Source organism: Streptomyces sp. NBC_00637, from assembly GCF_045161545.1.
Lineage (GTDB): Bacteria > Actinomycetota > Actinomycetes > Streptomycetales > Streptomycetaceae > Streptomyces.
Genome location: NZ_CP109046.1, coordinates 6,073,568 through 6,087,173, shown reverse-complemented (window position 1 = coordinate 6,087,173; position 13,606 = coordinate 6,073,568). Strand labels below are relative to the sequence as shown.

Annotated in this window: 12 protein-coding genes; 7 read left to right on the top strand and 5 right to left on the bottom strand. The window is 73.2% G+C overall.

What is annotated here, in order from left to right; genetic code table 11:
• Nucleotides 1-10 precede the first annotated feature (10 nt).
• From efeB to OG440_RS26640, 3 genes are read left to right on the top strand one after another with little or no spacing between them, the layout of a single operon-like run.
• The gene (efeB, locus tag OG440_RS26650; protein ID WP_406009307.1) at nt 11-1,267 is read left to right on the top strand and encodes an iron uptake transporter deferrochelatase/peroxidase subunit; all 1,257 of its coding nucleotides are present in this window, start codon (nt 11-13) and stop codon (nt 1,265-1,267) included.
• Between the two features lie 3 nt (nt 1,268-1,270).
• Nucleotides 1,271-2,164: an iron uptake transporter permease EfeU gene (gene efeU / locus OG440_RS26645; RefSeq protein WP_406009306.1), complete on the top strand. Its 894-nt coding sequence runs from the start codon at nt 1,271-1,273 to the stop codon at nt 2,162-2,164.
• Nucleotides 2,103-3,128 (top strand): hypothetical protein, encoded by a 1,026-nt coding sequence (locus OG440_RS26640; protein ID WP_406009305.1) that lies wholly within the window; start codon nt 2,103-2,105, stop codon nt 3,126-3,128. Before efeU ends, OG440_RS26640 begins: the two co-directional genes overlap by 62 nt.
• 231 nt (nt 3,129-3,359) lie before the next feature.
• Here OG440_RS26640 and OG440_RS26635 read toward each other — a convergent pair whose 3' ends face one another.
• The 3 genes from OG440_RS26635 to OG440_RS26625 form a co-directional block, all read right to left on the bottom strand.
• A complete protein-coding gene (locus tag OG440_RS26635; RefSeq protein ID WP_406009304.1) occupies nt 3,360-4,097 on the bottom strand; it encodes a bifunctional DNA primase/polymerase in 738 nt (245 codons plus the stop codon).
• Nucleotides 4,098-4,227: 130 nt separating this feature from the next.
• Nucleotides 4,228-4,860, bottom strand: a complete 633-nt coding sequence (locus tag OG440_RS26630) for a TetR/AcrR family transcriptional regulator (protein WP_406009303.1) — start codon at nt 4,858-4,860, stop codon at nt 4,228-4,230.
• Between the two features lie 45 nt (nt 4,861-4,905).
• A complete protein-coding gene (locus OG440_RS26625; RefSeq protein WP_406009302.1) occupies nt 4,906-5,907 on the bottom strand; it encodes a Gfo/Idh/MocA family protein in 1,002 nt (333 codons plus the stop codon).
• 87 nt (nt 5,908-5,994) lie between these two features.
• On the opposite strand from OG440_RS26625, the gene OG440_RS26620 reads away from it, so the two are divergent.
• The 3 genes from OG440_RS26620 (at nt 5,995) to OG440_RS26610 (ending at nt 9,501) form a co-directional block, all read left to right on the top strand.
• Nucleotides 5,995-7,308 carry a multidrug effflux MFS transporter gene (locus tag OG440_RS26620; protein ID WP_406009301.1) on the top strand — a complete coding sequence of 438 codons (1,314 nt, stop codon included), beginning with the start codon at nt 5,995-5,997 and terminating at the stop codon, nt 7,306-7,308.
• The gene (locus tag OG440_RS26615; protein WP_406009300.1) at nt 7,263-8,429 is read left to right on the top strand and encodes a serine hydrolase domain-containing protein; all 1,167 of its coding nucleotides are present in this window, start codon (nt 7,263-7,265) and stop codon (nt 8,427-8,429) included. The genes OG440_RS26620 and OG440_RS26615 overlap by 46 nt, the downstream gene beginning before the upstream one ends.
• An 85-nt stretch (nt 8,430-8,514) precedes the next feature.
• A complete protein-coding gene (locus OG440_RS26610; RefSeq protein ID WP_406009299.1) occupies nt 8,515-9,501 on the top strand; it encodes a small ribosomal subunit Rsm22 family protein in 987 nt (328 codons plus the stop codon).
• A gap of 30 nt (nt 9,502-9,531) precedes the next feature.
• On the opposite strand, the gene OG440_RS26605 is transcribed toward OG440_RS26610, so the two are convergent.
• Nucleotides 9,532-11,172: an alkaline phosphatase D family protein gene (locus tag OG440_RS26605; RefSeq protein WP_406009298.1), complete on the bottom strand. Its 1,641-nt coding sequence runs from the start codon at nt 11,170-11,172 to the stop codon at nt 9,532-9,534.
• Nucleotides 11,173-11,331: 159 nt separating this feature from the next.
• Here OG440_RS26605 and OG440_RS26600 point away from each other — a divergent pair, with 159 nt between their 5' ends.
• Nucleotides 11,332-12,102 (top strand): SDR family oxidoreductase, encoded by a 771-nt coding sequence (locus tag OG440_RS26600; protein ID WP_406009297.1) that lies wholly within the window; start codon nt 11,332-11,334, stop codon nt 12,100-12,102.
• 287 nt (nt 12,103-12,389) lie between these two features.
• Here the strand turns inward: OG440_RS26600 and OG440_RS26595 are convergent, their stop codons facing one another.
• The gene (locus OG440_RS26595) at nt 12,390-13,595 is read right to left on the bottom strand and encodes a D-alanyl-D-alanine carboxypeptidase family protein (protein ID WP_406009296.1); all 1,206 of its coding nucleotides are present in this window, start codon (nt 13,593-13,595) and stop codon (nt 12,390-12,392) included.
• Nucleotides 13,596-13,606 lie beyond the last annotated feature (11 nt).

Here is a 13,606-nt window from a genome sequence, read left to right as displayed (position 1 = left end):
AGGCCAGGACATGACGGAGACCCAGGGCAGCGCGCCGACCCGGCGCTCACTGATCGGCTGGGGCGGTGCCGGGCTCGCGCTCGGCGCCGCGGCGGCCGGCGGGGCGGTCGCGATGACCCGCACCGGCGAAGACGTCGACCCGACGGCCGCCGAGACGGGCGCCGCGGTCGGCTTCCACGGCACGAACCAGGCGGGCATCGCCACCCCCGTGCAGGACCGGCTGCACTTCGCCGCGTTCGACGTGACGACCACGGACCGCGCCGAGTTCGTCCAGCTCCTGAAGGACTGGACCGAGGCGGCCCGCCGCATGACGGCCGGAAAGGCGGTCGGCGAGGGCGCGTACGGCGGTCTCGCCGAGGCGCCGCCGGACGACACCGGCGAGGCCCTGGGGCTCAAGCCGTCCCGGCTGACCCTGACGGTCGGCTTCGGACCGTCGCTGTTCACCAGGTTCGACCTCTCCGGCCGGCGGCCCGACGCGCTGATCGAGCTGCCCACGTTCGCCGGGGACGCGCTCGACGCGGCCCGCAGCAACGGCGACCTGTGCATCCAGGCCTGCGCGGACGATCCCCAGGTCGCCGTGCACGCCATCCGCAACCTGGCCCGGATCGGCATGGGCAAGGTCGTCATCCGCTGGTCGCAGCTCGGCTTCGGCAAGACCTCGTCCACGACGCCCGACGCGCAGACCCCGCGCAACCTGATGGGCTTCAAGGACGGCACCCGCAACATCGCGGGCACCGAGACCGACCGGCTGAAGAAGTTCGTGTGGGTCGGCGAGAAGGACGTCGACGAGAAGTCGTCCTGGATGGTGGGCGGTTCCTATCTCGTCGCCCGCCGGATCCGGATGCACATCGAGACCTGGGACCGCACCTCGCTCCAGGAGCAGGAGGACATCTTCGGCCGCGACAAGGGCGAGGGCGCTCCGGTCGGCAAGGCGAAGGAGCGCGACGAGCCGTTCCTGAAGGCGATGAAGCCCGACGCGCACGTACGGCTCGCGCACCCGGACTCCAACCACGGGGCGACGATCCTGCGCCGCGGCTACTCCTTCACCGACGGCACCGACGGCCTGGGGCGGCTGGAGGCCGGCCTGTTCTTCCTCGCCTACCAGCGCGATGTGCGCGAGGGGTTCGTCCGCGTGCAGCGCAACCTCGCGTCCGACGCGCTCAACGAGTACATCCAGCACGTGGGTTCGGCCGTCTTCGCCGTCCCGCCGGGCGTCCGCGACAAGGACGACTGGTGGGGCCGGACGCTGTTCTCCAAGGAGGCGTAGCCCGTGTTCTCCAACTACCTCATCGGACTGCGCGAGGGCCTGGAGGCCAGCCTCGTCGTCTGCATCCTCATCGCCTACCTGGTGAAGACGGGCCGCAGGGACGCGCTGAAGCCGGTGTGGGCCGGTATCGCCATCGCGGTGCTCATCGCGATGGGTTTCGGCTGCGTCCTCGAATTCGGCTCCCAGGAACTGACGTTCCAGGCGCAGGAGGCGCTCGGCGGCTCGCTGTCGATCGTCGCCGTCTGCCTGGTGACGTGGATGGTGTTCTGGATGCGGCGCACCGCCCGGCATCTGAAGTCGGAGCTGCACGGCAAGCTGGACGCCGCCCTCGCGATGGGCACCGGCGCCCTGGTCGCCACCGCCTTCCTCGCGGTCGGCCGGGAGGGCCTGGAGACGGCCCTGTTCGTGTGGGCGTCGGTGCACGCGGCCGGCGACGGCACCCCGCGGCCGCTGATCGGCGTCGCCCTGGGCCTGGCGACGGCCGTCGCGCTGGGCTGGCTGTTCTACCGCGGCGCGCTCAGGATCAACCTCGCGAAGTTCTTCACCTGGACGGGCGGCATGCTCGTCGTGGTGGCCGCGGGCGTGCTGGCGTACGGCGTCCACGACCTCCAGGAGGCCGACCTGGTCCCGGGCCTGAACAGCCTGGCCTTCGACATCAGCGGCACGCTGCCGCCGGACAGTTGGTACGGCACGCTGCTCAAGGGCGTGTTCAACTTCCAGCCCGATCCGACGGTCCTCCAGGTCACGGTGTGGCTGCTGTACCTGGTCCCGACGCTCGCGCTGTTCCTCGCCCCGGTAGGGTTCGCCTCCGGGAAGGGGAAGGTGAAGTCGCCTGATGAGCAGGGAACGCAGCCTGACGACCGGGACTCCGCGCAGTCGAAGGCTCCGCGCACGTGACCGGTACGCACTCGTAGCGGCGTCGCTGACCGCCGTCTCGCTCACGGCGAGCGGCTGTGTGGTGGTCCACGGGGAACTCGAGATGCTTCCCGCGGCCACGAAGTCGGAGGCCGTGAAGGCGGTCGAGCGGTTCACCGCCGCGTACAACAAGGCCGACGCCGCCTACGACAGTTCCCTGGACGCCGACTACACCACCGGTGCCCTCGGGATCATCGACGAGGCGCGGCTGAAGGCGGGCCGCGTCAACAACCCGGACGGCAACCCGCAGCACACCCCACTGGTGTTGTCGGACGTGAAGTACACGATCGTCGAGAAGGCGGGCTGGCCGCGCTGGTTCGTCGCCGACGCGAAGGGCAACAAGGGCGGCGACTCACGCTGGTTGATGGTCTTCAGCCGCGGCGAGCGGTCCGAGCCCTGGCAGGCGACGTATCTGACGCTGGTGGCGCCGGGCTCGGTACCGGCGTTCCAGAAGTCGGGCAAGGACGGCCATGTCGAGGCCGTGCCGGCCGACTCCGCCGAACTCGCCGTCGCGCCCGAGGATCTGAGCAAGGACTACACGGCGTACCTGAAGAGCGGCAAGGGCGCCTTCGCGAACGGCGCGTACACCGACGCGCTGCGCGCGACCCGGGCGAAGAACGCCACCAAGCCGGGTCTGGCGACGCAGTACATCGACGAGCCGCTGACCGGCGGCGACTACGCGCCGCTGGCGCTGCGCACCGCGGACGGTGGGGCGCTGGTCTTCTTCACCACGCACCACTACATGAAGCAGACCGCCGCGGCCGGCGCCGCCGTGCCCACCCCGAACAGGAACGTGGCCGCGCTGACGACGGGTGAGATCAAGCAGTCCCTGACGATGGAGTTCGTCGCCAACGAGGTCGCTCTGGCCCCGGCGAAGGGGGCGGGGGGCGGCAAGGTGTCGATGCTGAGCCGTCTCGAGGGGCTGACGGGGGCGAAGGGCGCGTAGCGCTCCGCGGGTTCTGCGGTTTCTTGACGTGCCGTTCTTGTGCGGTTGGCTGACCGCCGGTGGGGGCTGGTCGCGCAGTTCCCCGCGCCCCTGGAGGGCGGGCCCCTGGGCGGCGGGTTGTGGGGGACCGTCTTGCGGGTGCCCGCGGCGCTGGGAGGCAGAACCCTGGCTGACCGCCGGTGGGGGCTGGTCGCGCAGTTCCCCGCGCCCCTGGAGGGCGGCCCCTGGGCGTCAGTGGCGGGAGGGCCAGGCGGTGTTCGGCTGGTCGGTGTTTTGGCCGGCGTGGCGGGCGCAGACGTCCGTGAGGGTTTCGAGGAGGTTCAGCGGGTCGGGGAGCGCGTGCTCGGGTCCGCGCAGCCAGTGCACGGAACGGCCGTCGTCGCCGGGGAGCCGGGCGGGCGGTACCAGGACGTAGGAGCCACGGCAGTGCCAGCGCAGACCGGGGTGCTCGTCCATGGTCTCGGGGTGGCAGTCCAGCTCGCACGGCCACCACTCGTCCTCGTCCTCGGGGGTGCCGCGGGTGAGGGTGAAGAACAGCATGCGGCCCTCGTCGCTCTCGGCGACCGGGCCCACCTCGATGCCGGCTTCGAGCAGCCGCTCCAGAGCCTGCCGGCCCGCCTCCAGCGGCACGTCGAGGACGTCGTGCGTCATGCCGGTGGCGGTGATGAAGTTGGCGTGGGGCTGGTTGCGGGCCCAGTGCTCGATCTGCGCGGGGTCGGTGGTGGACTCCGTCTGCCAGGCGAAGGACACCGGGTGGCGGGCGGGCGTCGGGCAGCCGACCCGGTCGCAGGAACAGCCGTAGCCGGGGGCCGGGTGCGCGGCGGGCGCGAGCGGGAGGCCCGCTCCGGCGGCGGCCAGCAGCAGGGCCTCACGGTCGCCGTCGTCGGGGGCCTGTGTCGGGCCGCTCACCCGCAGCCACTCCGAGATCCTGCCCCACAGACCGGTCCGGCCGCCGAACTCCGCGCTCATCTGTCCCCTCGCCTCGCTGTGGTGCGGACAGCATGCCTCATGGTCCCACCATCCTGCGCATCGGGGGGCCGTAGCCGTGAATCGGGGCAGGTGGGACGGGGGGTGCCAGAGTGGCTCATGTGGTGCACGGTCAGCGCGGGGCGAGGCCGTGCAGGGCGTAGTCGACGAGGGTGTCCGTGTACTCGTAGGAGATCGGACCCGTGTGCTGGAGCCAGCGCTGGGCGAGCGGCGAGATGAAGAACTCCAGGGCGATGCGCGGGTCGAGGTCGGCGCGGACCTGGCCTGCCTCCTGCGCGACGCGCAGCCGGTCGACGTACAGCTGGATGGACGGTTCCATCAGCTTGGCCGTGAACTCGCGGCCGACCTGCTCGTCGACCACGCCCTCGGCGGCCAGGGCCCGGGAGGGCGCCTCGAACCTGGGGTCCGTGAGCTGGTCGACGGTGGCCCGCAGGACGGCCTTGATGTCGGCGGCCAGGTCGCCGGTGTCGGGGATGACGTACGGCTCCTCGTCCGAGGTCCCCGCCTCCCGGGCCGCCTGTTCGCTGAGGTCGAGGAAGGCCTCCAGCAGGACGTCGGCCTTCGACCCCCACCACCGGTAGATGGTCTGCTTGCCGACGCCCGCGCGGGCGGCGATGCCCTCGATGGTGGTCTTCGCGTAGCCGGTCTCCGCGACGAGGGCGAGCGCGGCGTCGTAGATGGCGCGCCGGGACCGCTCGCTGCGGCGGGTGGTGTCGGGGGCCGGCTTTCCGGACTGGGTGACCATGCACCGACGGTACCAAGCGGATGAGACGGGACGTCTCGTGAGCTGTTACGCGTCCTCGCCGGGGTAGCGCACCCCGATCCGCTCGCGGACCGTGTCGAGGGTCCGCATGACGGCGAGGCTGCCGTCGAGCGGGACCAGCGGGGACTCGGTCTCGCCGGCCCGCAGCGCGCGCATGACCTCACGGGCCTCGTGCCGGAACGTCGTACGGGGTCCGTCGGCCGGGTCGGCGGCGAACTCCTCGGGGTCCCGCCCGTCGCGGTGCAGGACGAGGCGGTCGGGGTGGAAGAAGCCGGCCGGGATGTCGATGCGGCCGCGTGAGCCGGTGACGGAGGCGGTGGTGCCCGTGCCGCCGGCGAGGGAGCAGTGCAGGGCGGCGAGCGCGCCGGAGTCCCAGGACAGGGCCAGAGCCGTCTGGAGGTCGACGCCCTCGGCCGACAGGACGGCCTGGGCGGCGATGCCCGAGGGCTCGCCGAGTAGGAGGTGGGCGAACGACACCGGGTAGACGCCGAGGTCGAGGAGGGCGCCGCCGCCCTGGGCCGGGTCGCGCAGCCGATGCGAGGGCGGGAAGGGGCCTTCGAGGCCGAAGTCGGCCTGCACGGTACGGACTTCGCCGATCGCGCCGTCGTCGACGAGCGCCTTGAGACGGCGGATGACCGGGTTGCAGTACATCCACATGGCTTCCATCAGGAAGCGGTCCTGCCGCCGGGCCAGCGCGACCAGTTCCTCGGCCTCGCGCAGGTTCAGCGTGAACGCCTTCTCGCACAGCACGTTGCGCCCGGCCTCCAGGCAGAGCCCGGCGGCGGTGCGGTGGGCGGCGTGCGGGGTGGCGACGTAGACGACATCGATGTCCTCGTCGGCGGCGAGCGCGGCCCAGTCGCCGTAGGCCCGGGGTATGCCGAAGCGGTCGGCGAACGCCTTCGCGGAGACCTCGGTGCGCGAGGCGACCGCGACGACCTCCGCGTCCGGCAGGTCGATCAGGTCCGCCGTGAACGCGGCGGCGATCCCGCCGGTCGCCAGAATGCCCCACCGCACCGTGTCCGTCGTCATACCCTGCCCCGCCCTCGTGCCGTCCCAGCAGTGTGTTCGAGCTGAGAGCATAGGTGGCACAGATGTCGGAGAGGGAGGGGCGGCCGGATGCCGGAGGGTGGGGCCATACCTGACGCGGCGCCGAAGGCCGTGGCGGACCGGGACACGCACACAGGTGAGGGGGCGGGGCCGGCGCTTGCCGCCCGGCGCCGGACGGGGCTGCTCGTCACCCTCGTCCTGGGCGGTCTGACCGCCACTCCCCCGCTCTCGATGGACATGTACCTCCCGGCGCTGCCGGAGGTGACCCGCTCCCTGCACGCGCCGGCCGCCACCGTGCAGCTCACGCTGACCGCGTGCCTGGCCGGTATGGCGCTGGGCCAGCTGGTGGTCGGTCCGATGAGCGACCGGTGGGGGCGTCGGCGCCCGCTGCTGGCCGGGCTCCTCGTGTACGTCGTGGCGACCGCCCTGTGCGCCCTCGCGCCGACCGTCGAGCTGCTCGTCGCCTGCCGGCTGGTGCAGGGGCTCGCGGGCGCGGCCGGGATCGTGATCGCCCGGGCGGTGGTCCGCGATCTGTACGACGGCGTGGCGATGGCCCGGTTCTTCTCCACCCTGATGCTGATCTCCGGGGTGGCCCCGGTCGTGGCGCCGCTGATCGGCGCGCAGATCCTGCGGGCGACGGACTGGCGGGGCGTGTTCGTGCTCCTCACCGGGGTCGGGCTGCTGCTGGCCGTGGTGGTGTGGACCCGGCTGCCGGAGACGCTGCCCGCCGCCGACCGCCACGCGGGCGGGGTCGGCGAGGCCCTGCGCGCGATGCGCCGGCTGCTCGGCGACCTGCCCTTCACCGGTTACATGCTGACGGGCGGCTTCGCCTTCGCCGCGCTGTTCGCGTACATCAGCGCCTCGCCGTTCGTGGTCCAGGAGATCTACGGCGCCTCCCCGCAGACGTTCGGCCTGCTGTTCGGCGCGAACTCGGTCGGGCTGGTGCTGATCGGCCAGGTCAACGGCAGGGTGCTGGTGGGCCGCGTCCGACTGGACCGGGTGCTGGCCGTCGGTCTGGCGGTGGTCGTGCTGGCCGCGGCCGCGCTGCTGCTCATGACGTCGGGGGTGTTCGGCGAGGTGGGGCTGGCGCCGGTGGCCGCCGCGCTGTTCGTCCTGATGTCCGCGATGGGCGTCACGCTGCCCAACGCGCAGACGCTCGCCCTGACGCGGGTCCGGCACTCGGCCGGTTCCGCCTCGGCGCTCCTCGGTACGACCTCCTTCCTCATCGGCGCGATCGCCTCGCCGCTCGTCGGGATCGCCGGCGAGCACACGGCCGTCCCGATGGCCGTCGTCCAGTTGGCCGCCGCACTGGTGGCGGCGGCCTGCTTCGTGGGAATGTGCCGTCCCTGGAGCAAGGCGGGCGCGGAGGGAGCAGGGAACTGAGCGCACCCAGACTGCGCGTCGACACACCGGAACGGGCGGGGCTCGACCCGGAGGAGACGCGGCTCCTCGTCCGTGACGTCGTGGACCTCACCACCGGCGACCGGCCCTGGGCGGCGGGCGCCGTCGTGGTGGCCGGGCGCGGCCCGGTGATCGCCGTGCGCGAGGCGGTGGGCTGGGCGGTGCGGTACTCGGCGTACGACCCGGCGACCGACGCGGGGGTGGAGCTGCCGGCCGGGGCGCGGATCCCGATGACCGTCGACACGCCATTCGACCTGGCGTCGCTCACCAAGCTGTTCACCTCGGTGGCGGCGGTGCAGCAGATCGAGCGCGGCACCCTCGGCATCGACGCGCGGGTGGGCGCCTATCTGCCCGACTTCGACGCGGCGGCCGCCCACGGCATCACCGTCCGCCAGCTCCTCACCCACACCTCCGGGCTGCGCCCCGAGCTGCCCCTGTACGAGTGCGCGGACGACGCCCGACGCTGGGCGCTGCTACGCGCGGAGACGCCGGTCCACGCACCGGGCACGTACGGGTACTCGGACCTGAACATGCTGCTGCTCCAGCAGCTCCTGGAGCGGTCGACCGGCCGCGCCCTCGACGTCCTCGTGCGGGAGGGGATCACCCGTCCGCTGGGCATGACCTCGACCGACTTCGGCCCGTGCCCCGGCGCGGCGGCGACCGAGGACCAGCGGCGGCCGTGGGCGAAGGTGGACCGCGGGATGCTGCGGGGCGTGGTGCACGACGAGAACGCCTGGGCGCTGGGCGGGGTGGCCGGTCACGCGGGCCTGTTCTCCACGGCCCACGACCTCGCGGTGTTCTGCCGCACCCTGCTGGCGGGCGGTTCGTACGGTCCCGCCCGCATCCTCGGCCCCGACTTCGTGGAACTCCTGCTGACCCCGCCGGGGCTGGGCTTCGCGGTGGACCAGCCGTGGTTCATGGGCGAGCTGGCGGGCGAGGGCGCGGCGGGGCACACGGGGTTCACGGGGACCTCGCTGGTGCTGGATCCGGCGACGGACACGTTCGTGGTGCTGCTGGCGAACACGGTGCATCCGAGGAGACGGGCGCCGGACAGCGGGCCGCGGGCCCTGGTGGGGACGCGGTTGGCGATGGCGGTGCGGTGAGTCCCCGCCGCGAGGGCGGTCGTTGAGGGCGGTCGGTGAGGGCGGTGCGGTGAGGGCAGTGGCCCGGACCTGAGAAAATCCGGGGGTGAACGTCTCCGTATCCGTGTCCGAGACCCTCCGCGGCGCCCTGACGGACCTGCTGGACGGGCTGCCGCCCAAGCAGGCCGGGCAGGCCGTCGAGCGGCTGATCGCCAGCTACCGGGGCGCCACGCCCACCGACGCCCCCATCCTGCGCGACCGGGCGGACGTGGTCGCGTACGCCGCGTACCGGATGCCGGCGACCTTCGAGGCGGTGCGGTCGGCGCTGGAGGCCTTCGCGGACGCCGTGCCGCGGTGGTCGCCGGGCAGTCATGTGGACGTCGGCGGCGGTACGGGGGCCGCGACCTGGGCGGTGAGTTCCACCTGGGACGGGACGCGCCCGGTGACCGTGCTCGACTGGGCGGAGCCCGCGCTCGCCCTCGGCCGCGAGGTCGCCGCCGCGAACCCGGCGCTGCGCGACGCCCGCTGGCAGCGGGCCCGCATCGGTACGGCCCTCGCCCTGGAGCCCACGGACCTGGTCACCGTCTCCTACGTCCTCAACGAGCTGGCCGCCCCCGACCGGGCGGTTCTGGTGGACGCCGCCGCGTCGGCCGCGCAGGCCGTGGTGATCGTCGAGCCGGGCACCCCGGACGGCTACGCCCGGGTGATCGAGGCCCGTGACCGGCTGATCGCCGCCGGATTCCGGGTCGCCGCGCCCTGCCCGCACAGCGGGGCCTGCCCGATCGTGCCCGGCACGGACTGGTGTCACTTCTCGGCGCGGGTCAGCCGCTCCTCCCTGCACCGGCAGGTCAAGGGCGGCTCGCTGGCCTACGAGGACGAGAAGTTCAGTTATGTCGCGGCCGCCCGCTTCCCCGTCTCGCCGGTCTCCTCCCGGGTGGTCCGGCGGCCGCAGATCCGCAAGGGCCAGGTGCTCCTCGACCTGTGCGAGACCGACGAGCGGCTGAGCCGGACGACGGTGACGAAGAAGCACGGCGACCTGTACCGGGCGGCCCGGGACGCCGACTGGGGCGACGCCTGGCCGCCGGCTCCCTGAGGCCGGCCCGTTCTCCGTACGGCGGCCGGCTCAGGCGGGCTTGAGCCCCTGGTCGCCGACCTCCGTCACGAAGGACGCGGCCGTGGTGAGGGGGGCGCCCTGCGTGGTGACGTACGGGACGGTCTTGAAGTCGGCGCGGGCGAGGTCGCGGCCGAGCGAGACGGTCGCGTAGCCGCGCAGGCCGTTGTAGAACCTCAGGTGCGGGTTGGCGGCCATGAAGGTGGCCCAGTTGGCGGGCTTCGCCGAGCCGTTGCCGCCGCTGGAGATCGACGAGGTGACGATCTCCGTGCCGAGCGTCTTCGACGCCGGGTCGGCGAAGTCCCGCTTGATGTCGAAGCCGTAGTGCACGTGGACGTCGCCGGTGAGGACCATCAGATTCTCGACTCCGGCGGCCTGCGCCCCGGCCAGGACGCGCTCGCGGGAGGCCGGGTAGCCGTCCCAGGAGTCCATGGAGACCTGGGAGGGCGCGGTGGTGGAGTTGTGTCGCCGGGCGAAGGTGACCTGCTGCGGGACCACGTTCCACAGGGCGCGTGAGCGGTGCCAGCCGTCGATCAGCCACCGCTCCTGGGCGCCGCCTGTGAGGGTGCGGGCCGGGTCCTGCGACTCGGGCCCGGGGACCTGCCAGCCGTCGCCGTACGCCTGGTCGGAGCGGTACTGGCGGGTGTCGAGGACGTCGAACTGGGCGAGCCGGCCCCAGTGCAGGCGCCGGTAGAGCCGGAGGTCGGCGCCGTCGGGGAGCTGCGGGCGGCGCAGCGGCTGGTTCTCCCAGTAGGCGCGGTAGGCGGCGGCCCGGCGGACGAGGAACTCCTCGGCGGGGTCGTCGTTCTCCGAGACCGCGCCCGCGTAGTTGTTCTCGGTCTCGTGGTCGTCCCAGGTGACGACGAACGGGTGGGCGGCGTGCGCGGCCAGCAGGTCGGGGTCGGACTTGTACAGCGCGTACTTGAGGCGGTAGTCGTCCAGCGTCACCATCTCGTGGCCGTAGACGGCGGGCACGGTCCCGGCCGGATAGGCGCGGGCGCCGCCGACGCCGCTGACGGCGTACTCGTAGAGGTAGTCGCCGAGGTGCAGGACGAGGTCCACGTCGTCCTCGGCGAGGTGCTTGTACGCGGTGAAGTAGCCCTGGTCGTAGCGCTGGCAGGAGACGACGCCGACGGTGAGGGCGGCCGTCCCGGCGCCGGGGGCCGGGGCGGTGCGGGTGCGGCCGGTGCGGCTGATCCAGGTGCCCGCCTTGAAGCGGTAGTAGTACACGCGGTCGTTCTCGAGGCCGTCGACCTGGACGTGCACGCTGTGGCCGAACTCCGGGTGCGCGAGCGCGGTGCCGCGTCGGACGGGCCGGCGGAAGGTCTCGTCGCGGGCCAGTTCCCAGTGCACGGTGATCCGCTCGGCGGGCAGTCCGCCGTCCGCCTGGTACGGGGCGGGCGCGAGGCGGGTCCAGAGGAGGACGGAGCCGGGCAGCGGGTCGCCGGACGCGACGCCGAGGGTGAAGGGGTCGTCGGTGAGCCGGGCCGGGTCGAGTTCGGCGGCGGCCGCGGTGCCGGCGGCGGGCAGGTTCACCGCGAAGGCGAGCGTGGCGGCGGCCGCGGTGCCGGTGAGGAAACGGCGGCGTCCCAAGTGGCGTGCGCCGGAGCGGAGTTCGGGGGCGTGCTGGGACTGGTGGGCTGCGGGTGTCATTCCGGTCCTCCCCTGAGAAGTGGTGACAGAACGCATTGGAGTGGCCGGAGACGGCTCGGGGGCGTCGTCGGGTTGGCGCGTACACACCAGTCGGATGTCGGACGCGCGCGTTCCGCATGCCGGATCGAGGGGGAGGGGGCTCACGTACGCTGCGTGGCCATGGATGCGAACCTCACTGCCGGACGAACGAAGATCGCGATCGTCACCGGGGCCGGTTCCGGGATCGGGCGCGCGGTGTCCGTGGAACTGCTGCGCGCGGGCTGGTCGGTAGCGCTGGCGGGGCGGCACGCCGAGACCCTGGAGGCGACGGCCGCACTGGTGCCCGAGGGCACGGGTCTCACCGTGCGGACCGACGTCTCACGCCCGGAGGAGGTGACGGCCCTGTTCGACGCCGTGCGCGACCGCTTCGGGCGCCTGGACCTGCTGTTCAACAACGCCGGCACCTTCGGGCCGGGAGGCGTGCCGTTCGAGGAACTCCCCTACGAAGCATGGCGGCACGTGGTGGACACCAACCTCGACGGGGCGTTCCTGTGCGCGCAGGGGGCGTACCGGCAGATGAAGGAGCAGGACCCCCGGGGCGGCCGGATCATCAACAACGGCTCGATCTCGGCACACACGCCCCGCCCGATGTCGGCGCCCTACACGGCGACCAAGCACGCCCTCACCGGCCTGACGAAGTCCCTGTCGCTGGACGGCCGGGCGTACGGCATCGCGGTCGGCCAGATCGACATCGGCAACGCGGCCACCGACATGACGGCACGGATGCAGACGGGCGCGTTGCAGGCGAGCGGGGAGACCGCGCCGGAGCCGGTGATGGACGTCGCCGACGTGGCGCGCACCGTGCGGCACATGGCGGAGCTGCCGCTGGAGGCGAACGTGCAGTTCGCGACGGTGCTGGCGACGGCGATGCCGTACGTGGGACGAGGCTGAGGACGGGCGCCGGGGGCGACCCGCGGTCGGCGTTCCGGTCCCCCACAGGTCGTCAACTCCTCAACCTGCACAAGCGGAGTTTCTCCGTCCGCACCATTGCGGCCGGTGGCGGACTTATGCTCAACTCTTCTCCACGAGAACTTCACACTTGGGGCACGACAGTCCACACCGGACGACCGCAAGCCACACCGAGGGGGGAGGGGCAGCCGTCCCATGGCACCGGGTGGGGGTGGACCTCGCCGGGACCGCGAGGTACGCACCGGCGCCGTGGGACGGCTGCCGCACCATCAACTCGCGGGCGGCGCCTCGCCGGAACGGCGCGCCGCCCGACGGCGCCGACGCAGCGCGTAGGCCCCGCCCGCCAGCAGCGCCACCGCGCTCGCGGACCCGCCGAGCACACCCCAGCCTTCCCGACCGCCGCCGGCCGACGACGCGGCCTGCGCCCCGGCGTGCGGCGCCTCCCCCGCGGGCGACCCGCTCGCCTTCGCCCCGCCCTCGCTCAACGCCTCGACCAGCGTTCCCACCGCCCGCGCCGAACCCCCCTGCGCGAAGCCCCAGTCGAGCAGCGCGGCGGTCTCCTCGTAGACGGCGTTGTGGCCGCTCTTCGGGTGCAGCACGGTGACGACGAGCGTGCGCCCCGCGCGGGTCGCGGCGCCGGTGAAGGTGTTGCCCGCGTTGCTGGTGAAGCCGTTCTTCACGCCGATCATGCCCGGGTACGGCGTCACCCCGTACGTCCCCGACAGCAGCCGGTCGGTGTTCTCGATCCGGAACGTCTTCCCGCCCCCGGCCGGGAACCGGGCCGCCCTGGTGCCGCAGTAGGCGCGGAAGTCGGCGTCACGCAGACCGTGCCGGGCGAAGAGGGCGAGGTCGTAGGCGGAGGACAGCTGGCCGTCGTGGTCGTAGCCGTCGGGGCTGACGACCCGGGTGTCCAGCGCCTGGAGGTCGACCGCCCTCGCCTGCATCTCGGCGACCGTCTTCGCGACCCCGCCGTTCATCCGCGCGAGCACCTGCACGGCGTCGTTGCCCGAGCGCAGGAACACGCCCTGCCACAACTGCTCGACGGTGTAGGTGACCCCGGCCTTGACGCCGACGAGGCTGGAGCCGGACGGGATCCCGGCCAGGTCCGCGTCGGTCACCAGATGGCGCTCGGTGCGCTCGAACCTGTCCAGCAGGGTGTCCGCGAACAGCATCTTCAGCGTGGAGGCGGGCGCCACCCGCAGATGCGCACGGTAGGAGGCGAGCACCTCGCCGCTGTCCTGGTCGGCGAGCAGCCAGGCCCGCGCGGTGAGCTTCGCCGGCAGGGCGCCGCCCCCGTTCACCTGGACGCCGTCGGCGACGAGCCGCGCGCCGCCGACCACCACGTCGGACGCGGCCTCGGCGGGTGCCGCGGCGAGCGCCGCGGCGGTCGGTGGCGTGGCGGCCGCGAAGGCCAGCAGGGAGCGTCGCGACAGACGCGGGGACGGGCGCGGGGACGGGCGCGAGAATGCGTGCACTGCGGGACCGT